This window comes from Streptomyces spirodelae (genome assembly GCF_017676385.1).
Classification (GTDB): domain Bacteria; phylum Actinomycetota; class Actinomycetes; order Streptomycetales; family Streptomycetaceae; genus Streptomyces; species Streptomyces spirodelae.
Genome location: NZ_JAFFZN010000005.1, coordinates 65,393 through 86,651, shown reverse-complemented (window position 1 = coordinate 86,651; position 21,259 = coordinate 65,393). Strand labels below are relative to the sequence as shown.

At 72.3% G+C, this 21,259-nt stretch carries 15 protein-coding genes; 10 read left to right on the top strand and 5 right to left on the bottom strand.

The window, feature by feature from the left end; genetic code table 11:
* Positions 1-107 precede the first annotated feature (107 nt).
* From JW592_RS32640 to JW592_RS07925, 4 genes are read left to right on the top strand one after another with little or no spacing between them, the layout of a single operon-like run.
* Complete coding sequence (locus tag JW592_RS32640) at positions 108-1,628, top strand: hypothetical protein (protein WP_307805326.1); 1,521 nt, start codon at positions 108-110, stop codon at positions 1,626-1,628.
* Complete coding sequence (locus JW592_RS07935; RefSeq protein WP_307805338.1) at positions 1,546-2,667, top strand: glycosyltransferase family 4 protein; 1,122 nt, start codon at positions 1,546-1,548, stop codon at positions 2,665-2,667. Before JW592_RS32640 ends, JW592_RS07935 begins: the two co-directional genes overlap by 83 nt.
* Positions 2,661-4,037, top strand: a complete 1,377-nt coding sequence (locus JW592_RS07930; protein WP_307805325.1) for a sensor histidine kinase — start codon at positions 2,661-2,663, stop codon at positions 4,035-4,037. The genes JW592_RS07935 and JW592_RS07930 overlap by 7 nt, the downstream gene beginning before the upstream one ends.
* A gap of 46 nt (positions 4,038-4,083) precedes the next feature.
* Complete coding sequence (locus JW592_RS07925; protein WP_307805337.1) at positions 4,084-4,731, top strand: response regulator; 648 nt, start codon at positions 4,084-4,086, stop codon at positions 4,729-4,731.
* A gap of 46 nt (positions 4,732-4,777) precedes the next feature.
* Here JW592_RS07925 and JW592_RS07920 read toward each other — a convergent pair whose 3' ends face one another.
* Positions 4,778-6,553 (bottom strand): PucR family transcriptional regulator, encoded by a 1,776-nt coding sequence (locus JW592_RS07920; protein ID WP_209264205.1) that lies wholly within the window; start codon positions 6,551-6,553, stop codon positions 4,778-4,780.
* A 344-nt stretch (positions 6,554-6,897) separates the two neighbouring features.
* Between JW592_RS07920 and JW592_RS07915 the strand changes: the two genes are divergently transcribed.
* The 5 genes from JW592_RS07915 to JW592_RS07895 all read left to right on the top strand — a co-directional run bounded on the left by JW592_RS07915 (position 6,898) and on the right by JW592_RS07895 (position 13,620).
* Entirely contained in the window at positions 6,898-7,803 is a 906-nt protein-coding gene (locus JW592_RS07915; RefSeq protein ID WP_209264204.1) for an FAD binding domain-containing protein, read from the top strand.
* Positions 7,794-8,318 carry a (2Fe-2S)-binding protein gene (locus tag JW592_RS07910; protein ID WP_209264203.1) on the top strand — a complete coding sequence of 175 codons (525 nt, stop codon included), beginning with the start codon at positions 7,794-7,796 and terminating at the stop codon, positions 8,316-8,318. The genes JW592_RS07915 and JW592_RS07910 overlap by 10 nt, the downstream gene beginning before the upstream one ends.
* A 1-nt stretch (position 8,319) precedes the next feature.
* A complete protein-coding gene (gene pucD, locus JW592_RS07905) occupies positions 8,320-10,713 on the top strand; it encodes a xanthine dehydrogenase subunit D (RefSeq protein WP_372446465.1) in 2,394 nt (797 codons plus the stop codon).
* A gap of 160 nt (positions 10,714-10,873) precedes the next feature.
* Positions 10,874-12,355: an NCS2 family permease gene (locus tag JW592_RS07900; RefSeq protein WP_209264202.1), complete on the top strand. Its 1,482-nt coding sequence runs from the start codon at positions 10,874-10,876 to the stop codon at positions 12,353-12,355.
* Positions 12,356-12,456: 101 nt separating this feature from the next.
* On the top strand, positions 12,457-13,620 hold the full coding sequence (locus tag JW592_RS07895; RefSeq protein ID WP_209264201.1) for an XdhC family protein: 1,164 nt from the start codon (positions 12,457-12,459) through the stop codon (positions 13,618-13,620).
* A gap of 78 nt (positions 13,621-13,698) precedes the next feature.
* Here the strand turns inward: JW592_RS07895 and JW592_RS07890 are convergent, their stop codons facing one another.
* The gene (locus JW592_RS07890; RefSeq protein WP_209264200.1) at positions 13,699-14,724 is read right to left on the bottom strand and encodes an endonuclease/exonuclease/phosphatase family protein; all 1,026 of its coding nucleotides are present in this window, start codon (positions 14,722-14,724) and stop codon (positions 13,699-13,701) included.
* Positions 14,725-14,848: 124 nt separating this feature from the next.
* Here JW592_RS07890 and JW592_RS07885 point away from each other — a divergent pair, with 124 nt between their 5' ends.
* Positions 14,849-16,540 carry an AMP-binding protein gene (locus JW592_RS07885; protein ID WP_209264199.1) on the top strand — a complete coding sequence of 564 codons (1,692 nt, stop codon included), beginning with the start codon at positions 14,849-14,851 and terminating at the stop codon, positions 16,538-16,540.
* 84 nt (positions 16,541-16,624) lie between these two features.
* Here JW592_RS07885 and JW592_RS07880 read toward each other — a convergent pair whose 3' ends face one another.
* The 3 genes from JW592_RS07880 to gcl form a co-directional block, all read right to left on the bottom strand.
* Positions 16,625-17,359 (bottom strand): hypothetical protein, encoded by a 735-nt coding sequence (locus JW592_RS07880; RefSeq protein WP_209264198.1) that lies wholly within the window; start codon positions 17,357-17,359, stop codon positions 16,625-16,627.
* A gap of 275 nt (positions 17,360-17,634) precedes the next feature.
* Positions 17,635-19,110, bottom strand: a complete 1,476-nt coding sequence (locus tag JW592_RS07875; protein ID WP_209264197.1) for a catalase — start codon at positions 19,108-19,110, stop codon at positions 17,635-17,637.
* A gap of 290 nt (positions 19,111-19,400) precedes the next feature.
* Positions 19,401-21,170, bottom strand: a complete 1,770-nt coding sequence (gene gcl / locus JW592_RS07870; protein ID WP_209264351.1) for a glyoxylate carboligase — start codon at positions 21,168-21,170, stop codon at positions 19,401-19,403.
* Between the last annotated feature and the right edge of the window lie 89 nt (positions 21,171-21,259).

The following is a 21,259-nucleotide window of genomic DNA, read 5'->3' as shown; positions in this document are numbered from 1 at the left end:
AGCTCGAGCGGCAGCGCGAGGGGCAGAGCACGGGGTAGAGCCAGCTCTACCCCAAGTCGGCAGCCAACTGTGGCGATCTTCGCGGCGAAGAGCGGTTCGCTGGCTGGGTGAACACCACAGCCGCACGTCATGCCGTATACGCGGTCCCCGCCCTGTGGGCCGGATGCGCTGTCTTCGCCGCTCTCACCGCCGCGGTGACCACGCTGCCACCACACCGGGTGTGGGGCGCGTTCGCCGCGTGCGGATACGCCGCTGCCGCGCTCGCCTCGCTGGCCGCCACCCGACGTGCCCGGCGCTTCCGGCGCTTCCGGCGCTTCCGCCGCACCTGGCGCACCCGGCTCTCCCGCTGCGGCCCGGCGCCGGGCGCGGCGTGCCGGTCCGGTCCGCCGCCACTTCGCCGCACGCCGTCACCCCGCTGCACGCCGCTGACCCGCACAGCCACGTACCTGTGCTGCGGGTCGGCGGCCCTGGTGCCGCTGCTCGTGCTCGCGTTCACACACAGCGCCCAGGAAGAGGTGCACGTCGTACACCGCGCCGCCGCCCGCCTGCTGGCCGAAGGCACGCCCTATCAGAGCCCCGGCCGACTCGCCGGCGCCGACTACGCGGCCTACAACCCCTATCTGCCCGGCATGGCCGTCTTCGGCGTACCGCATCAACTCATCGGTCTGGACGCGCGGTTCTGTTTCGCCGCTGTCTTCTTGCTCACGTTCGCCCTCAGCCTCCGGATCGCCGGAGCCCGGTCCGTCGGCCGCCGTACGCTGCTGCTGACCGCTTCGCCGTTGATCGCGCTGCCCATGGCGGTCGGCGGGGACGACCTGCCGGTGCTCGGCCTCGTCTGCCTCGGGCTGGCACTGGGGTGCCCCTGGCCGCCGTCGTCGGGCCGCAGCCCCGCGCGGTACGCGATGTCCGCCGGTCTCGTCATCGGCGCTGCCTGCACCCTCAAGGCGACGGCCTGGCCCGCGCTCGCGGTTGCCCTGGCACTCCTCGCAGCACGCGGTGGGCGCCTCGCGGTGCTGCGGCTCCTCGTCGGTGCGGCGCCGCCCCTGGCGGCCGGACTGGTGCTGCCCGCGCTGGCCGACGGACCCGGCCTGATGGCCAACGCGGTCCGCTTTCCGCTCGGCATGGCGGAGGCCGCCTCCCCTGCGGCATCCCCCTTGCCGGGCACGCTGCTCGCCGGCCTCGGCCCGGCCGGGCACCTGTGCGCCGTCGCCGCACTGGTGCTCGCCGCCCTGCTGACAGCCGCCTCGCTGCTGCTGCGGCCGCCCAGGGACGCGAGCCGGGCCGCTCTCCGGCTCGCGCTGGGGCTGCTGCTGGCCATGGCGCTGCTACCCGCTTCCCGCTTCGGCCACGCCGTCCACCCCGCCGTACTCGCCCTGTGGGCGCACTGGAGGACCCTCGATGCCCGACGAGAGAACCGACCGGATACCCGACCGGATACCCGACGAGACGAATCAGCCGGACCGACCCCTGCCGGGCGCAGCGGCGCCGGACAGCCGTCCCGCACCCCGCCGGGAACAGCCGTGTCCCCGACCGGGCCGCACGCTGATCGTGACGAACGACTACCCGCCGCGCCGGGGCGGCATCGAGACGTTCGTCCACGAGGTCGCACGCCGGTTCCCACCCGATGAGGTCGTCGTCTACACGGCGGCCCAGCCCGGCTCGGACGCCTTCGACGCGGCCCAGCCGTTCCCCGTCGTACGGGAGCGGGTCCGCACGCTGCTGCCGACACCGCGGGTGGCGCGGACGGCCCGGGCGCTGGCCTTCCGCTACGGGTGCGACCGGGTGTGGTTCGGCGCGGCCGCCCCCCTGGGACTGCTCGCGGGACGGCTCGGACTCCCCTCGGTGGCCACCATGCACGGGCACGAGATGTGGTGGGCCGCGCTGCCCGGCACCCGGCAGCTGCTGCGCCGGATCGGCGACACCGCCGGGGTGGTCACCCACCTCACCGCGTACTCCCGGGCCCGTACGGCAGGCGCGTTCGGGCCCCGGGCCCGAGCGGCCCGCCTGGTGCCCGGTGTCGACGCGGCGCTCTTCCGGCCGCGCGGCCGGGACCGGGCGCGGGAGACACGGCGGGAACTGGGCGTGGGCGAGGGGCCGTTGATCCTCACCGTCTCGCGGCTCGTCCGCCGCAAGGGACAGGACACCCTGATCCGCGCCATGCCCCGGGTGCGGGCCGCCGTGCCGGGAGCCACCCTGCTGATCGTCGGCTCAGGCCCCCGCGAGCGGGCGCTGCGCCGGATGGTGCGGCGGCTGCCGGGGCTGCCCGAAGGCGCGGTCGTCTTCGCCGGTTCCCGGGCGCACGAGGAGCTTCCGCCCTGCTACGCGGCAGCCGACGTCTTCGCCATGCCCTGCCGCACCCGCCGCCTGGGGCTGGAGGCCGAGGGGCTCGGCATCGTCTGTCTGGAGGCCGCGGCCGCCGGACTCCCCGTGCTGACGGGGAAGTCGGGCGGCGCACCCGAGGCCGTACTGGACGGGGAGAGCGGCCACGTGGTCGACGGGCGCGATGTCGACGCCGTCGCCGACAAGCTCATCGGGCTGCTCGGCGCTCCCCGGACAGCCGCCGCGATGGGCGCCAGGGGCCGCGCCTGGGCCGGGGCCGAGTGGAGCTGGGACGCCACCGCCCGTCGGCTGCGCTCGCTGCTGTCCCATACGGTCGAGACGTGGTGAGCAGCGATACGCGGGTGGCTACGAGGGCGGCGGAGGCCCCGGTCGCGGATGCCGGAAGTGTGTGGCAGGCACTGGCGGGCGGGCCCACGGGTTTTCTCGGGTCGCTGTGGCCGCTGCGCGCACTGGGCTATCTGCTGGCGGGCGGGGTGCTCGGGCTCGGCTGGCTGTTCCTGGCCGTGGGCCTCGTGTTGGTGGGGATTGTGCTGCTGCCCACCGGGATCGGTGTGGTCGCGCTGCTGTGCGTACCGGCGTCAGCGGCGGGGCTCGCCGGGCTGGAGCGGCGGCGGCTGCGCTGGCTCGACCGGCGGGACGCGCCGTCGCCGCACCAGGACGCGTCCGAAGCGGCCCGCGACGAACCGGGTGCGGGCGGCAACGCCGCGCGGCGGGCGCTGCGCAGGCTGTGGCGGCGCACCAAGTCGCCCGCGACCTGGGTGGAATTGGGTTTCGCCGTGCCCAACGCGGTGCTCTCGGTGCTCGACCTGCTGGTGGCCGTGGTGGGGCTGGGCCTGGTCGCCAGCCAGCCGTTCGCGCTGTTCACCGTGGTGGGCGGGGACCAGGTGATGTACGGCGAGGGCATCGTGCTGACCGAGGCGGCGCAGGTACTGCCGTGGCTCCTGCTGACGCCGGTCTTCGCCGCGCTCGCCTGCTATCTGTTCGCGGCGCTGGCCGGAGCGCGGGCCACGCTCGCGCGGGCCGTGCTGGTGGGGCCGCGCCGCGAGAAGGAGCTGGACGCGCGGCTGACGGAGGTGACCGCGTCCCGCGCCCGGCTGGCCGACGCCTTCGAGGTCGAGCGCCGCCGTATCGAACGCGATCTGCACGACGGCGCCCAGCAGCGGCTAACAGGGCTGATCATGACGCTCGGACTTGCCAAGCTGGACGCCGATCCGGCGCTGGTGGCCAGGGCGCAGGACGAGGCCCGTGCCGTCCTGGCCGAACTGCGGGACCTGGTGCGCGGAATCCACCCGTCCGTGCTCACCGACCGGGGCCTGGGTGCCGCGGTCGAAGCCCTGGCCGAACGCTCGGCCCTCCCCGTGCGGGTGGCGGACGGGCTCGGTGCCCGGCGGCCTGCCGAGGCGCTGGAGGTCGCCGCGTACTTCGCCGTCGCTGAGGCGCTCACCAACGCGGCCAAGCACAGCGGTGCCTCGTACGCGGCGGTGACGGTACGCGGCGGCGAGGAGCTGACGGTGGAGGTCCGCGACGACGGGCGGGGCGGCGCCGACCCGGACGGCGGCACCGGGCTGACGGGGCTCGCCGACCGGCTGGCGGTGCACGGTGGAAGGCTGCGGCTCTCCAGTCCGCCAGGCGGCCCTACGGTGGTGCGCATAGAGCTGCCGTGGACCGACGGGCAGGATGGGCGGGGGACGGCATGAGAGCCACGGGACCGGGGGACCGGGCGGGGGAGCAGAAGTGCGACTGGTGATCGCGGAGGATTCCGTACTGCTGCGCGAGGGGCTGAGCCAGATCCTCGCGCGCTTCGGCCACGAGGTCTGCGCGGGAGTCGGTGACGCGCCCGCGCTGCTGGAGGCGGTGGCCGAGCACGCGCCGGACTGCGTCGTCACGGATGTCCGGATGCCGCCTGGGCTGCGTGACGAGGGGCTGCGTGCCGCGCTCCAACTCCGTGCCGAGCGCCCGGCGTTGCCGATCCTGGTGCTGTCGCAGTACGTGGAGAACTCCTACGCGGCCGAGCTGCTGGCCACCGGCGACGGGGTCGGCTATCTGCTCAAGGACCGGGTGGGTGACGTCGCGGAGTTCACCGAGGCGCTGGAGCGGGTGGCGGCGGGCGGCACCGCCATCGACCCCGAGGTGGTCCGGCGGCTGCTGGCCCGGGACCGGGAACCCGCCGAACTGCGGCGGCTGACGCCCCGGGAGCGCGAGGTGCTGGCCGCCATGGCGGAAGGCCGCTCCAACGGGGGCATCGCCCGCGCGCTGGTCATCAGCGAGGCGGCGGTCGTCAAGCACGTCCGCTCCATTCTGACCAAGCTCGATCTGCCGCCCGCGCCGGACGACCACCGTCGGGTGCTGGCCGTCCTCGCGTATCTGCGACGGCCCCGGGCTGTCCGGTAAGAGGGAGTCCCCGCCTGTCGGTTCCGCCCCTCAGCTCATCCGCCCCTCAGCTCATCCGCAGCGCCAGGAAGAAGTCGAGCTTGTCCTCAAGGCGGGACAGGTCCCGGCCGGTGAGCTGTTCGATGCGGCTGACGCGGTAGCGGAGCGTGTTGACATGCAGGTGGAGGCGGCCCGCACAGCGGGTCCAGGAGCCGTCCGAGGAGAGGAACGCCTCCAGGGTGGGCACCAGTTCGGCGCGGTGCTTGCGGTCGTACTCGCGCAACGGGTCCAGCAGCCGCGCTGTGAAGGCGCGGCGCACGTCGTCCGGCACGAACGGCAGCAGCAGCACATGCGAGGCCAGCTCCTCGTGGCCCGCGGCGCGGACCGCGCCCGCGCGTGCCGCCGCCACCCGGCGGGCGTGCCTGGCCTCCTCCAGTGCGCCCCGCAGGCCCTCGGCGGAGTGCACGGCGGCGCTCACGCCGAGCGTGAGCCTGCCGTCGTCGGCAAGGGCGCGCCCCAGCGGCTCGCTGACCTCGGCAAGCAGCGAGTCGGCGTGCAGCCCCTCGCCGCCGGGTGCGCCGGTGAGCCCGGCGGGCTCCTCCCCGGCCGGAGCCGTGCCGCGCCCGGCGCTCTCCCCGGCGCCGTGCTGGGAGCCCTCGGTGCGCTGGAGGCCGTGCGTGCCCTCGGGCCCGGCCGGCTCCTCGCCGGTGAGCGGCACCAGTGCGATCGCCTCGCCGTCCACCTGTGCGACGGCGATCCGGTCCGAGCCGTCAGGACCGGTCGTACGCGGGTCGACCAGCAGCTCTTCCAGCAGCGACTGGGCGATCGACCCGCCGTCCAGGGCGCGCGCCGGGTCCGACTCGTCCCATTCGACGCGGGCGACGATCACCTGCCAGGCGGGGTCGGCACCCTGGCCGGGCAGCAGCACCGGGGCCGCCACCCGCAGCCGTGCGGCGATCTCGGAGGGCGGCGCGCCGGTCTGCACCAGCTCCAGCACCTCCTGGGCGAGCCGGCGCCGCACGGTGCGGGCGGCATCCCGTCTGTCGCGCTCGACGGCGATCAGCTGGGTGACGCCGTGCAGCAGGTCGAGGCGTTCGGCGGGCCAGTCGCCGGTGTCGGCGGCCACGGCCAGCAGCCAGTCGGACAGGACGGTGCGGCGCGGGTCGCCGGTGGCGCGGCTGACGGGGAACAGGGAGTAGGCCACGCCCTCGTCGGTGGTCCGGTGCGGGCTGCGCCGTCCGGCGCGTACGGCGGCCATATGGGCACCCGCCAGCCGGGCCGCGGTGGGGTGCGGCAGCTCGGGGCCCTGGCTGGGCCCCGCGATCTGGCGGCCGGTGGGGGAGAGCACCCAGGCGGCCAGGTCGAGGTCCGAGCCGAGCAGGTCGAGCACCACGTCGGGGCCCCCGCCGGCCGGGCCGGAGGACATCAGGCGGCGGTGCCGGTCCACGACGGCGGCCAGGTCGCCGGCGCGCTCGGTGGAGACCTGGCGGACGACGTGCTCGGTGATGGTGGCGAAAGCGACGGACTCGGTGACGGAGAACAGCGGCAGCCGGTGCCGGGCGCAGGCGTCCACCAGGTCCTGGGGGACGGGGCCGAGCTCGGCCTCACCCGCGGCGAGGCCCGCGACACCGGCCGTGGCCAGGATCTGGACGAAGGGCTCGGAGTCCTCGGGGGAGCGCCGCCAGGCCAGTCCGGTCAGCACCAGCTCGCCGCCGGACAGATAGCGGCTGGGGTCGCGCAGGTCGGTGGTCATGACGCCGCGCACCGTCCGGTCCAGCTCGTCCTCGCCGCCGAGCAGCCCGAGGCCCAGCGAGTCGTTCTCCAGGAGCGCGCGCAGCCGCATCGTCTCGTCGCCTGCCGTTCGTGTGTCGTGATGTGCTGGTTGGTGCTGAGGTCACGGCCGTGCCGCGGGGTGACCGTGGCCTTGCCACGGGCGTGTGACCGTAAGGAAGCCGTGAGGTTACCTGTTCCCGGCTTTCGTTTGAATCTACAAGACCGGATGGCCGACCAGCCAAACGCTTCATGTTTTCGGTGACTGCACCGGAGCGGGTACCTGTCGGTGTACTGACCGCGTCCCCCCACGACCACCTCCCACTCCATCGCACCACTCCGGATCGCACACCAGTACAGGACCCCCGAGGCGGCACTCGTCTCAGCACCCCCGCCAGTACACCGAGAAGAGACACCATGGAGTTCCTGCGCCCGGCCAGTTGGGAGGAGGCGCTCGCCGCGAAGGCGGAGCACCCCTCAGCCGTGCCCATCGCGGGCGGCACCGACGTCATGGTCGAGATCAACTTCGATCACCGCCGCCCCACGCACCTCATGGATCTGAACCGGGTCCCCGAGCTGCACGAGTGGGAGGTCGGTGACGGGACCGTCCGGCTCGGTGCCTCCGTCTCCTATTCGAAGATCATCGATGAGCTGGCCCCTGTGCTGCCGGGCCTCGCACTGGCTTCGCACACCGTCGGCTCCCCGCAGATCCGCAACCGGGGCAGCGTCGGCGGCAACCTCGGCGCCGCCTCCCCCGCAGGGGACTCGCACCCCGCGCTGCTCGCAGCGGGCGCCGAGGTGGAGGTGGAGTCGGTGCGGGGCATCCGGTCCATCCCCGTGGAGGACTTCTACACCGGTGTGAAGCGCAACGCGCTCGCCGAGGACGAACTGATCAAGTGGGTCCACATCAGGAAGGCCGACGGGCCGCAGCAGTTCTCGAAGGTCGGCACCCGCAACGCCATGGTCATCGCCGTGTGCGCCTTCGGCATAGCGCTGCACCCCGGAACCCGCACCGTACAAACCGGCGTCGGCTCGGCGGCCCCGACCCCGCTGCGGGCCCGCGCCGCCGAGGACTTCCTGAACGCGGCCCTGGAGGACGGCGGCTTCTGGGACAACGGCAGGACGATCCCGCCCTCCGTCGCGCGCGAGTTCGCCCAGCTGTGCTCAGGCGCCTGCAACCCGATCGACGATGTACGGGGCAGCGCCACCTACCGCCGCCGCGCCGTGGGAGTCATGGCCCGCCGCACCCTGGGCTGGATCTGGGAGAGCTACCGGGCCGGCGGAAACGGCCGCACCACCGAGGGAGGCGCCCGATGCGCGTGACATTCACCGTCAACGGACGGCGGCACGAGGCCGACGACGTGTGGGAGGGCGAGTCCCTGCTGTACGTGCTGCGCGAACGGATGGGACTCCCCGGCTCCAAGAACGCCTGCGAACAGGGTGAGTGCGGCTCGTGCACGGTCCGGCTGGACGGCGAGTCGGTCTGTGCCTGCCTGGTGGCCGCGGGCCAGGCCGAGGGCCGTGAGGTCGTCACCGTCGAGGGCCTGGCCGAGTACGCGAGGGAGCGCGACGGCTCCGCGCCGGCGGGCGGCAGCGGTGACCTGGCACCGGTCCAGCAGGCGTTCATCGACGCCGGCGCCGTGCAGTGCGGCTTCTGCACCCCCGGCCTGCTGGTCGCGGCCGACGAGCTGATCGAGCGCAACCCGCAGCCCTCGGACGCGGACATCCGCGAGGCCCTCTCGGGCAACCTGTGCCGCTGCACCGGCTACGAGAAGATCATGGACGCCGTCCGCCTCGCCGCAGCGCGCGCCGACGACAGCGCACAGGAGGTGGTCTGAGGTGGCACCCACGACCCGGCCCACCGGCACCCCCACCAAGCTGGAGCAGGGCGCCGGCGCCGAGGCGGGGGTCGGCGACTCCCCGCTGCGGCCCGACGGCACCCTCAAGGTGACCGGCGAGTTCGCCTACTCCTCGGACATGTGGCACGAGGACATGCTGTGGGGCTGCACGCTGCGCAGCCCGCACGCGCACGCGGAGATCGTCTCCATCGACATCGGTGAGGCGCTCGCGCAGGCGGGCGTGTACGCCGTGCTCACCTACGACGACCTCCCGACCGAGGTGAAGAACTACGGCCTGGAGATCCAGGACACCCCTGTCCTGGCCCACGGCCGGGTCCGCCACCACGGCGAGCCGGTGGCGCTGGTGGCGGCCGACCACCCGGAGACGGCACGCCGTGCCGCGGCGAAGATCAAGGTCGAGTACCGCGAGCTGCCCGTCGTGCACAACGAGGAATCCGCGCTGGCGGCGGACGCGCCGCTGCTCCACGAGGGGCGCGCGGATCACCACAGCCCGCACGTCCCGCACCCCAACATCGTGCACCGCCAGCCCATCGTGCGCGGCGACGCCAAGGCGGCGGCCGAGCGCGCCGAGGCCATCGTGACCGGCGAGTACGAGGTCGGCATGCAGGACCAGGCATTCCTCGGCCCCGAGTCGGGGCTGGCCGTGCCCGCCGAGGACGGCGGTGTGGACCTCTACATCGCCACCCAGTGGCTGCACGCCGACCTGCGCCAGATCGCCCCCGTGCTCGGGCTGCCCGAGGAGAAGGTACGGATGACGCTCTCCGGCGTCGGCGGCGCCTTCGGCGGGCGCGAGGACCTGTCCATGCAGATCCACGCCTGCCTGCTGGCGCTGGTCACCGGCAAGCCCGTCAAGATCGTCTACAACCGCTTCGAGTCCTTCTTCGGGCATGTGCACCGGCACCCGGCCAAGCTGTGGTACGAGCACGGCGCCACCCGCGACGGCAAGCTCACCCATATGAGGTGCCGCATCGTGCTGGATGGCGGGGCCTACGCCTCGTCGTCCCCGGCGGTGGTCGGCAACGCGGCCTCGCTCAGCGTCGGCCCGTATGTGGTGGACGACGTGGAGATCGAGGCGCTGGCGCTCTACACCAACAATCCGCCATGCGGTGCGATGCGCGGCTTCGGCGCGGTGCAGGCGTGCTTCGCCTACGAGGCGCAGATGGACAAGCTCGCGGCCGAACTGGGCATGGACCCGGTCGAGCTGCGGCAGAAGAACGCCATGTCCCAGGGCACCGTGATGCCCACAGGCCAGACCGTCGACTCCCCGGCCCCGGTGGCCGAGCTGCTGCGCAGGGTCAAGGCGATGCCGCTGCCGATGGAGGCGCAGTGGGAGAACGTCGGCGGTGAGCCCGATGTACGGGCGCTGCCGGGCGGCCTGTCCAACACCACGCACGGCGAGGGCGTCGTACGGGGTGTGGGCTACGCCGTCGGGATAAAGAACGTCGGCTTCTCCGAGGGCTTCGACGACTACTCGACGGCGAGGGTGCGGCTGCAGGTCGTCGGCGGGGAGCCGGTGGCCATGGTGCACACGGCGATGGCCGAGGTGGGCCAGGGTGGTGTCACCGTGCACGCCCAGATCGCCCGCACCGAGCTGGGCGTCGCCCGGGTGAACATCCAGCCCGCCGACACCAGGGTCGGCTCGGCCGGCTCGACCTCCGCCTCGCGGCAGACGTATGTGACCGGCGGCGCCGTCAAGTACGTGTGTGAACTGGTGCGCGAGCAGGTGCTGGAGCGCGGGCGCCGGAAGTTCGGCACCTACCACCCCGCCTGGGCCACGGCCGAACTGCTGCTGGAGGGCGGCAAAGTCGTCACCGACGGCGGCGAGGTGCTGGCATCGCTGGCGGACGTGCTCGGTGACGAGCCCGTCGAGGCCGAGGACGAGTGGCGGCACCGGCCCACCGAGCCCTTCGACCTGCGGACCGGTCAGGGCTTCGGCCACGTCCAGTACTCCTTCGCCGCGCACCGGGCCGTGGTGGAGGTCGACACCGAGCTCGGGCTGGTCAAGGTCGTCGAACTGGCTTGCGCACAGGACGTGGGCAAAGCGATGAACCCGCAGGCCGTGGTGGGCCAGATCCAGGGCGGCACCACGCAGGGGCTCGGGCTCGCAGTGATGGAGGAGATCGTGGTCGACCCCGGGGCCAAAGTCCGCAACCCCTCCTTCACCGACTATCTGATCCCCACGATTCTGGACACGCCCACCATCCCGGTGGACGTGCTGGAGCTCGCCGACGAGCACGCCCCCTACGGGCTGCGCGGTGCGGGCGAGGCGCCGACCCTGTCCTCGACGCCGGCCGTGGTGGCGGCCATCCGGGCCGCGACCGGCAAGGCGCTGCGCCGGGTGCCGGTGCGGCCCGAGCACATCGTCGAGGTGTGAGGCGCAGGGGGCCCCGGCCCCCGACCCCCCGTTTTCCCTGCTCGCGCGCCCCTTCGCGGGTGGGTGGGGAACGAGCAAGACGCGGGCCGTCCCCCGGGTCGTGCTTCCCAAATCCTCGGTAGCTGCCGGGGTGCCCCTATGAACCTTGGGAGTCAGCACAATGACCCAGTCGAAAGTAGGGCCGACGACGACACCGGAGGATGCGGGTCCTGGGTCCCGTATCCCCGCGGGGCGCTCGTGGCTCGACAGGTACTTCCACATCTCCGAGAGAGGGTCGACCTACGGCCAGGAGATACGTGGCGGTATCACCACCTTCATGGCGATGGCGTACATCGTCCTGCTCAACCCCGTCATCCTGTCCGTGCCCGACGTGCACAAGCACACCCTGGACGGTGGGCAGGTCACCACGGCGACGGCGTTCGCCGCCGCGGCGACCACCATCGTGATGGGCTTCATCGGCAACGTCCCGCTGGCCCTGGCGGCGGGGCTGAGCGTCTCGGCCGTGATGGCCTTCCAGGTCGTGCCCGAGATGAGCTGGGGCAACGCCTGGGCGATGTGTCTGATCTACGGTGCCGTGATCGTGCTGCTGGTGGTCACCGGGCTCCGCGAGCTGATCATGAACGCGATCCCCTTGGCGCTCAAACACGCGATCACCATGGGCATCGGACTGTTCGTCTGCCTCATCGGGCTCGTCCAGGCCGGCTTCGTCACCTCGATGCCAGGGCCCGGCGGCATCCCAGGGCAGAAGCCCATCCAGCTCGGCACCGCTGACATGCTCACCGGCTGGCCCGTGCTGTGCTTCGCCTTCACGGTGCTGCTGATCTTCGCGCTGCAGGTCCGCAAGGTGCCCGGAGCCATTCTCATCGGCATCGTCAGCGGCACGGTCCTGGCCGCGCTGATCCACCAGTTCGCCGGTCTCGACAAGAAGGACTGGGGCGGCAGGAACGCCCCGGAGCTGCCCGGGTCGATGGTCAGCTCCCCCGACTTCGGGCTGTTCGGGTCCATCTCCTTCAACGGCCTGGGCGATGTCGGCGGCATCACCATCGGCGTCATCGTCTTCACCCTGGTGCTGGCCGGGTTCTTCGACGCCATCGGCACCATCATCGGCATCGGCCAGCAGGCCGGTCTCGCCGACAGGGACGGCCGGATGCCGGGTCTGAACAAGGCGCTGACCATCGACGGTGCCGGCGGCATGATCGGCGGTCTGTCCGGCGCCTCGGGCCAGACCGTGTTCGTGGAGTCCACCGCCGGCGTCGGCGACGGCGCCAGGACCGGCCTGGCCAGCGTCGTCACCGGACTCGGCTTCGCCGCCTGTCTGTTCTTCACGCCCCTCGCGCAGGTGATCCCTCCGCAGGTGGCGGCCGCGGCGCTCGTCGTCATCGGATCGATGATGATGACCAATGCCATGCACATCGACTGGACCGACCCGGCGACCTCGATCCCGGTCTTCCTGACGACGGTGCTGATGCCGTTCACGTACTCCATCACGGCCGGTATCGGTGCCGGTGTCATCGCCTACGTCCTCATCAAGGCCGTGCAGGGAAAGATTCGCGAGCCCGGATGGTTGATGTGGGTGTTGTCGCTCGTCTTTCTGGCCTATTTCGCCCTGAACCCGATCGAGCAGTGGCTGGGGGTCAAATAGCTCCCTAGCCTCTGCTTCCCGGCCCGGGCGGGAGCGGGTGCGGTCTCCCTGGCCGTTCCCCCTCCCGTCGTGGCCGTTGTCACCGCCGAGGAGAGAAGCACATGCTTGACATCGCCGCTGAGCTGCACCGCTGGTGCCAGGAGGGGCGGGACTTCGCCGTCGCCACCGTCGTCGCCGTCGGCGGCAGTGCGCCACGGCAGCCCGGCGCGGCGCTGGCCGTCGACGCGGACGGCGAGGCCGTCGGCAGCGTGAGCGGCGGCTGCGTGGAGGGTGCCGTCTACGAGCTGTGCCAGGAGGCGCTGGCCTCGGGCGGCAGCGTGCGCCAGACCTTCGGCTACAGCGACGAGGACGCCTTCGCCGTCGGCCTCACCTGCGGTGGCGTCATCGACGTCCTGGTCACCCCGCTCCGCTCGCGGGCGGCGCGCGAGGTGTTCGCTCGGGCCGCGGCCGAGGCGGTCGAGGGCCGTACGGCGGCGCTCGTACGGATCGTGGAAGGGCCCCAGGAGTTGCTGGGCGGCGCCCTGTGGCTGGACGCCGAAGGGCAGCCGCACGGAGCGCTGGGCGGGGCACCCGAACTGGACGCCACCGCCGCGGCTGAGGGCCGGGCGCTGCTGGCGGCCGGCCGTACCGCGACGGTCACCGTCGGCGCGGACGGCAGCTTGTGCGGTCAGCCGGTGACGCTGCTGGTGGAGTCCAGCGTCCCGCCGCCGCGGATGCTGGTCTTCGGCGCCATCGACTTCGCCGCCGCGCTGGTGAGGATCGGCAAGTTCCTCGGCTTCCACGTGACGGTGTGCGACGCGCGGCCCGTCTTCGCCACGGCCCGCCGCTTCCCCGGGGCCGACGAGGTCGTCGTCGACTGGCCGCACCGCTATCTCGACTCCCAGGACCTCGATGCCCGGACGGTCGTCTGCGTGCTCACCCACGACGCCAAGTTCGACGTGCCCCTGCTGGAGCGCGCGCTGCGGCTGCCGGTCGCCTACGTCGGCGCCATGGGCTCCCGGCGCACTCACCTCGACCGGCTGGAGCGGCTCCGCGAGGCCGGGCTGACCTCGCTGGAGCTGGCCGCGCTGCGCTCCCCGATCGGCCTGGACCTGGGCGCCCGCACCCCGGAGGAGACGGCGCTGTCCATCGCCGCGGAGATCGTCGCCACGCGGCACGGCGGCAGCGGAGTGCCGCTCAACGGGGCACACAGCCCCATCCACCACGACAGCGGCCCCGCCACGCCGATCACCGGGGGCGGCGCCGACGACCGGGCCGCCGGCTGAGCGCCCGGGAGCCGTCCCACAGCAGTACGGAGCTGTCCCACAGCAGTACGGAGCTGTCCCACAGAGTTCGGGGCCGTCTCACAGCAGCTTCACGTTCACCAGCAGCGCGCGGTGGTCCGTGCCCCGCAGGTCCAGGAACTTCCCGTCCACAGGCAGCAGAGTCTCGCTCAGCAGCACATGGTCGATCTGGGCGCCGAGCAGCGGGGTGGTGCGGGTGGGCCAGGTGGGGGTGCGGGAGTTGCCCAGCATGCGGGCAGCGTCTCGCATACCCGTCTTCAGGATGGCGCGGAAGGCGGCGTGGTCCTGCGAGGAGTTGAAGTCGCCGGCCATCAGTGTCGGCAGCTTCCCGCGCGCGTCAGCGGCGGCTCGCAGCCGGTCCAGCTCCACCCGCCACGCCCCCGTGCTGTCGGGCATCGGCGGCATCGGGTGCGCGACCTGGAGGGCGACCCGCTCGCCGTGCACGTTCGCGACGGCGCCGGGCATCGAGAGCCTGCCGCGCACCTCGCTGCGGTTGTGCAGCGGATAGATGCTCAGCAGCGCGGACCCGCGCGCACCCCCGCCGCCTGTGATGATCCGGTACGGGTACTCCTCACGCAGCACGGGGTCGCGCAGCGCCGCCGCACACCGCGCGTCGCACTCCTGGAGCGCGACGATCTGCGGGCGCTCCCTGCGCACCGTCGCGACCAGGTCCGAGGTGGCGGCCCCGTACTTCAGATTCGCCGTCAATACCCGGAACTGGGCCTTCGCCGGCCTGCCCGCCGCGTCGCCGGGCGCGGGGGGCCCGTACGGCCGCAGGAACCACCCGGTGCCCGCCAGCACGGCCAGCGCCCACAGCAGCACCAGCCACCGGCGGGCGAAGGCCGCACCCAGCGCCGCCAGCCAGGCCGGGGCGAGGAACCAGGGCAGGAACGCCAGCAGTTGTGGCACCGGCGTCGGCCCGTCCTCGTCGCCGGCCCGGAACGCCAGCGGCACCGAGAGAACCAGCAGGGTCAGCACCGACAGCGCCGCGACGACGGGCCGGCGCCGCCCGCGCCGCCGGGCGCGGCCCAGCCCGACCTCGTCCGCCGCTTCCCGGTCCCTGCGTGTGCCGGCCCCCGTGTACACATCTCCGATGATGCCGCACCTCCTGTCACATGCGCGTAAGCCCCCGGCCGGGGGTGGTGCGCGCGCGGGTGGACGTACACGATGGCTCCCAACGCCCGCAGCACCCCGCTGAGCAGGAGGAAACATGGTCCCGTCCACGCCCACCGAACAGTTCCGGGCCGCCCGCGACACGCTGCTGCGACACCGGACGGACTACGAGGCCGCACGCGCCGCCTTCAGCTGGCCCCGGCTCGAACAGTTCAACTGGGCGCTGGACTGGTTCGACCACATCGCCGCCGGCAACGACCGGCTCGCGCTGCACATCGTCGAGGAGGACGGCACCGAGCGGCGCGTCACCTTCGACCAGATGCGGACCCGCTCCGACCAGGTCGCCAACTGGCTGCGCGACCGCGGTGTGGCACCCGGCGACCGGGTCATCGTCATGCTCGGCAACCAGGTCGAGCTGTGGGAGACGCTGCTGGCGCTGATGAAGCTGCGTGCCGTCGTCATCCCCGCCACCCCGCAGCTGGGCCCCCGCGACCTGGCCGACCGCGTCACCCGCGGCGAGGCCCGGCATGTGGTCGTGCGCGCGGCGGACACCGGGAAGTTCACCGGCACCGACGTGCCCGGCGACTACACCCGCATCGCCGTCGGCAGCGGCGGCACACCCGCCTCCGGCTGGCTGGCCTACGAGGACGCGTACGAGGCCGTGAGCGTGTACGACCCGCAGGGTGTCACCCGCGCCGACGACACCCTGCTGCTGTACTTCACCTCCGGTACGACCGCGCTGCCCAAGCTGGTCGAGCACACCCATGTGTCGTATCCCGTCGGGCACCTGGCGACGATGTACTGGATCGGTCTGCAGCCCGGCGACGTGCACCTGAACATCTCCTCGCCCGGCTGGGCCAAGCACGCCTGGTCCAACTTCTTCGCGCCCTGGAACGCGGAGGCGACGATCTTCATCCACAACTACACCCGGTTCGACCCGAGCCGCCTGATGGCCGAGATGGAACGGGCCGGCGTCACCAGCTTCTGCGCCCCGCCCACCGTCTGGCGCATGCTCATCCAGGCCGACCTCAGCCGACTGTCCGCCGTCCCCCGCGAGGTCGTCGCCGCCGGTGAGCCGCTCAACCCTGAGGTGATCGAGCACGTCCGCCGGGCCTGGGGCGTCACCATCCGGGACGGCTTCGGCCAGACGGAGACCGCCGTCCAGGTCGCCAACACCCCGGGCCAGCCCCTCAAGCCCGGCTCGATGGGCCGCCCCACGCCCGGTTTCGAGGTCACTCTGGTCGACCCGGTCACCGGCGAGGCGGGCGTCGAGGAGGGCGAGATCTGCCTCGACCTGTCCGCCCGCCCTGTCGGCCTGATGGTCGGCTACCGGGGCGACGCGGAGCGCACCGCCGATGCCATGGCCGACGGCTACTACCGGACGGGGGACATCGGGGCCCGGGACAAGGAGGGGTACCTCACCTACGTGGGCCGCGCCGACGATGTCTTCAAGGCCAGCGACTACAAGATCTCCCCCTTCGAGGTGGAGAGCGTGCTGCTGGAGCACGAGGCCGTCGCCGAGGCGGCGGTCGTCCCCTCGCCGGACCCGGTGCGGCTCGCCGTGCCCAAGGCGTATGTGGTCCTGGCGGACGGCTTCCGCGCCGACGCGGAGACCGCCGCCTTGTTGTTCGCGCACTCGCGGGAGCGGCTCGCGCCCTACAAGCGGGTGCGGGTCGTCGAGTTCGCGGAGCTGCCCAAGACGATCTCGGGGAAGATCCGCCGAGTGGAGCTCCGCGCGCATGCGGCCGGCGAGGCCGGCGCCCCCGGTACGGAGTTCCGGGACCGGTAGGGGGTGCCCCTCCTGCTGCGCTTGGGCAGTCTGCGCCAGGGGCGCAGGGTGCAAAGCGCAGCCCCCCATGCGGGTACGCAAGCGTCAGCGCGGCGTGCGAATGAGATGCTCCGCTGCTTCATTGACGGCGCGCGGCGTCCCCGTCAGGTCGAGGACGAAGAGGGGGAGCCGCAACTCGTCGGCGCGGCCCCGCGCCTCACGCAGATACCCCGCGAGGGCGAAGCACACGGCGACGACCGAGTCGTTCAGCCCGTTGAGCCACAGTGTCTCCACATCCCGCACCCCGGCAGGGGACGTGGACGGGTCGACATGCGCGACGACGGACGGGCCCCGCACATCGACACCCGAGGCGGGCGTCCGCTCGGCGACGCGTATGCCCTCGAACCCGAGCCACCGCAGGTACTGCGCCGCGGCGAGCTTCGCGTCGTAGGCCGTGCGGATGGTGACGGGCCGGAAGGGCGGCCGCGGCACGGGGGCACGCGCGGCGGAGGCGGGCTCCGGGCCGGTGGGCGGCGCCGGAGCCGGCTCCTCGGCGGGCGGCGCGGCCACCCCGGTACGGCCCCGGGCGACGGGCACCCGCAGCGTCGTACCGCAGCCGCAGCCCAACTCGGGCTGCGGCCACTCGTCCACGCGCCCGCAGGACGGGCACCGCACGGAGATCCAGGACCCCGCCCAGGTGCGGTGCCGCACCTGGATGGCGGCGGCGGAGGACAGCAGCGGCAGGGCGACCGGCGCGCCACAGCCGCAGGGGTAGACCGGCGCTGTGTAGCTGTGCTCGCGCCGGCACACCGGGCAGCGCACAAGCACTCTCTCAGCCATCGTTCGGCTCCTGGCACGGGTGGTCCGGTGGGCACTGCCTGAGAGCATGCCCGGTCGCCCCCCCAATCGTCGCCGATGGGAGCGGTTTTACGAAGGGGAGGGTGCCGGGCCGTACGCCGGTGGGGGAGGATGGTACGGGTATGCCCCCGCGCGGGACGGCCACCCCTCATCAACTGGACCGTCCCGCACGGGGGCGCGCGCCGGGCCGACCTCCCAATCAGCCCGGTACGCCGCTTGGTGCGCGCCTCTTGCGGGCGCGCCGGTGAAGGGGGCGCTCAGCCCTCCTGGAGTTCGCGCACCGCGGCCTCCACACGGCGCCCGTAGTCCGGGTCGGCGGCGGTGAAGTGGGCGATGTTCTTCTCGATGACGTCCTCGCGGGTCACCTGGGAGAGCCCGCCGGCGATGTTGGCGACCAGACGGCCCTTCTCCTCCTCCGACATCAGCCGGAAGAGCTCGCCGGCCTGGAAGAAGTCGTCGTCCTTGGTGTGCTGCGGGGCCTCGTGGGTGCCCCAGTAGCCGGTCACCGGGCGGGGTGCGGACAGCGGGATGCCGGTCTCGACGGGGCCGCCGTAGGAGTTGGGCTCGTAGTTCTTGGCGTACCGGTCGTAGGCGTTGGCGGCCATGAAGCCGTCCCTGCCGTAGTTGTTCGCCTTGCCGGAGGGGACCGCCTTGGGCGCGTTGACCGGCAGTTGGGTGTGGTTGACGCCGAGCCGGTAGCGGTGCGCGTCGGCGTAGGCGAACAGCCGGCCCTGGAGCATCTTGTCGGGCGAGGGGCCGATGCCGGGCACGAAGTTGTTGGGCGAGAACGCGGACTGCTCGACCTCGGCGAAGACGTTGTCCGGGTTGCGGTCCAGCACCAGGCGGCCCACGCGGTGCAGCGGGTAGTCCTTGTGCGGCCACACCTTGGTCAGGTCGAACGGGTTGAAGCGGTAGTCGGCCGCCTCGTCGGCGGGCATGATCTGCACATACAGCGTCCAGGACGGGAAGACGCCGCGCTCGATGGACTGCAGCAGGTCCGTCTGGTGGCTGTTGGGGTCGGTACCGCACAGCTCGGCGGCCTGCTCGCTGGACAGGCAGCGGATGCCCTGGTTCGTCTTGAAGTGGTACTTGACGTAGAAGACCTCGCCCTGGGCGTTGGTCCACTGGTAGGTGTGCGAGCCGTAGCCGTTCATGTGCCGGTACGAGGCGGGGATGCCGCGGTCGCCCATCAGCCAGGTGACCTGGTGGGTGGCCTCGGGGGAGTGGGCCCAGAAGTCCCAGACGTTGTCCGGCTCCTGCTTGCCGGTGAACGGGTCGCGCTTCTGGGAGTGGATGAAGTCGGGAAACTTCAGCGGGTCCTTGATGAAGAAGACCGGGGTGTTGTTGCCGACGAGGTCGTAGTTTCCCTCTTCCGTGTAGAACTTGAGGGCGAAGCCGCGCGGGTCGCGGGCCGCGTCGGGGCCGCCGAGGTTGTCGGCCACGGTGGAGAAGCGCAGGAACGTCTCGGTACGGCGGCCGACCTCGCCGAGGAAGTGGGCGCCGGTGTAGTCGCTGACGTCGTCGGTCACCTCGAAGTAGCCGTAGGCTCCGGAGCCGCGGGCGTGTACGACACGCTCCGGGATGCGCTCCCGGTTGAACCGCGCCAGCTTCTCCAGCAGGTGCTGGTCCTGGAGCAGGAGCGGGCCACCGATGCCGGCGGAGGTGGAGTTCTGGTTGTCGGCGACGGGCGCGCCCGCCTCGGTGGTCAGCGTGGGCTTCGACGACTTCGACATGGACGACCTTCCTGGGGCGTGATTCACGGAAAGCAGTTTCCGCATCTTGGAGCGTAGGGACGCCCCCGTGGGGCGTCAACACTTTGTTGAAAGGCTTGCGCCCCGAAGGGGCGCGGGGCTGTGCCTGATCTGCGGCTCCGCCGCGTGGGCGCCAGCAACCTGGGGGTCCCTCCCGGCCGGAGGCTGGGGGAGAACCCGCAGACGGCGTCCGGAGAGTAGGGGCACCCCCTGCCCTCCCGGGCGCCGACCTCGCACAAGGGACAGAGCAAGCCCTGGCACCTGCGGCGGCCTCAAACCAGCGGCACCGTGGCGGTCGGCGCATGCGCGGCCTCGCTCGCCAGCTCCTCGAACTCGTTGACCGAGGCGATATCGGACCCGCTCATCGAGATATTGGTGATCCGCTCCAGGATCGCCTCCACCACGACGGGCACCCGGTACTCCGCAGCGATCTTCTTCGCCTCCTCGAAGGCGGGCAGCAGCTGGTCCGGCTCGGTCACGCGCAGCGCCTTGCAGCCCAGCCCCTCGGCGACCTTCACATGGTCGACGCCGTAGCCGCCCAGCTCGGGCGCGTTGATGTTCTCGAACTCCAGATTGACCTGGAAGTCCATGTCGAAGTTGCGCTGCGCCTGCCGGATCAGGCCGAGATAGGAGTTGTTCACCAGCACGTGCACATAGGGAATGCGGTGCTGCGCGCCGACCGCCAGCTCCTCGATCATGAACTGGAAGTCGTAGTCGCCCGAGAGCGCCACGACACTCGCCTGCGGGTCCGCCTTGGCGACACCCAGCGCCGCGGGCACGGTCCACCCCAGCGGACCCGCCTGACCACAGTTGATCCAGTGCCGCGGCCGGTAGACGTGCAGGAACTGCGCGCCGGCGATCTGGGAGAGACCGATGGTCGACACATAGCGTGTCTCGGGCCCGAAGGCCCGGTTCATCTCCTCGTACACCCGCTGCGGCTTGAGCGGCACGTTGTCGAAGTGCGTACGGCGCTGGAGCTCACCCTTGCGCTCGCGCGCGCCGGCCGCCCACTTCGACAGATCCTTCAGCTTCCCGCCCTGCTTCCGCTCCCTGGCGATCTCGACGAACAGCTTCAGCGCCGCGTGCGCGTCCGAGACGATGCCGTAGTCCGGCGCGAAGATCTTGCCGATCTGCGTCGGCTCGATGTCCACGTGCACGAACTTCCGGCCCTCGGTGTAGGTGGCCAGCGCGCCCGTGTGCCGGTTGGCCCAGCGGTTGCCGATCCCGAGCACGAAGTCGGACTCCAGGAACGTGGCATTCCCGTAGCGGTGCGAGGTCTGCAGCCCCACCATGCCCGCGTGCAGCGGGTGGTCGTCCCCGATCGCGCCCCAGCCCATCAGGGTCGGCACGACGGGGATACCGGTCAGTTCGGCGAACTCCACCAGCAGCTCGGACGCGTCCGCGTTGATGATGCCGCCGCCCGCCACGATCAGCGGACGCTCGGCGGCGGCCAGCATGTCCATGGCCTTCTCGGCCTGCCTGCGGCTCGCCGCCGGCTTGTGCGGCACCAGCGGCTCATAGGTGTCCGGATCGAACTCGATCTCCGTCATCTGGACATCGATCGGCAGGTCGATCAGCACCGGACCCGGCCGGCCCGAACGCATCAGGTGGAACGCCTCCTGGAAGACGCCCGGCACCTGCGCCGCCTCCTTGACGGTGGTGGCCTTCTTGGTCACCGGAGCCGCGATCGAGGCGATGTCGACGGCCTGGAAGTCCTCCTTCTCGATCACGGCGACCGGAGCCTGACCCGTGATGCACAGAATCGGGATCGAGTCGCCGATCGCCGAGTAGAGGCCGGTGATCATGTCGGTGCCCGCGGGGCCCGAAGTGCCGATGCACACCCCGATGTTGCCGGGCGCCGTACGGGTGTAGCCCTCGGCCATGTGCGAGGCGCCCTCGACGTGGCGGGCGAGCGTGTGCTCGACGCCGCCCGCGGCGCGCAGCGCCGCGTAGAAGGGGTTGATCGCCGCACCCGGCACGCCGAAAGCGGTGTCCACACCCTCGCGCTTGAGGATCTCAACTGCCGCGCGGGCAGCGGTCATACGAGCCATCGGACTCTCCTGGTTCGGTGCAGGTGGTATCCGGACGGCGGCGCCTGGGCGCGACAGGACAGTGTCGACGCCGCCGTCCG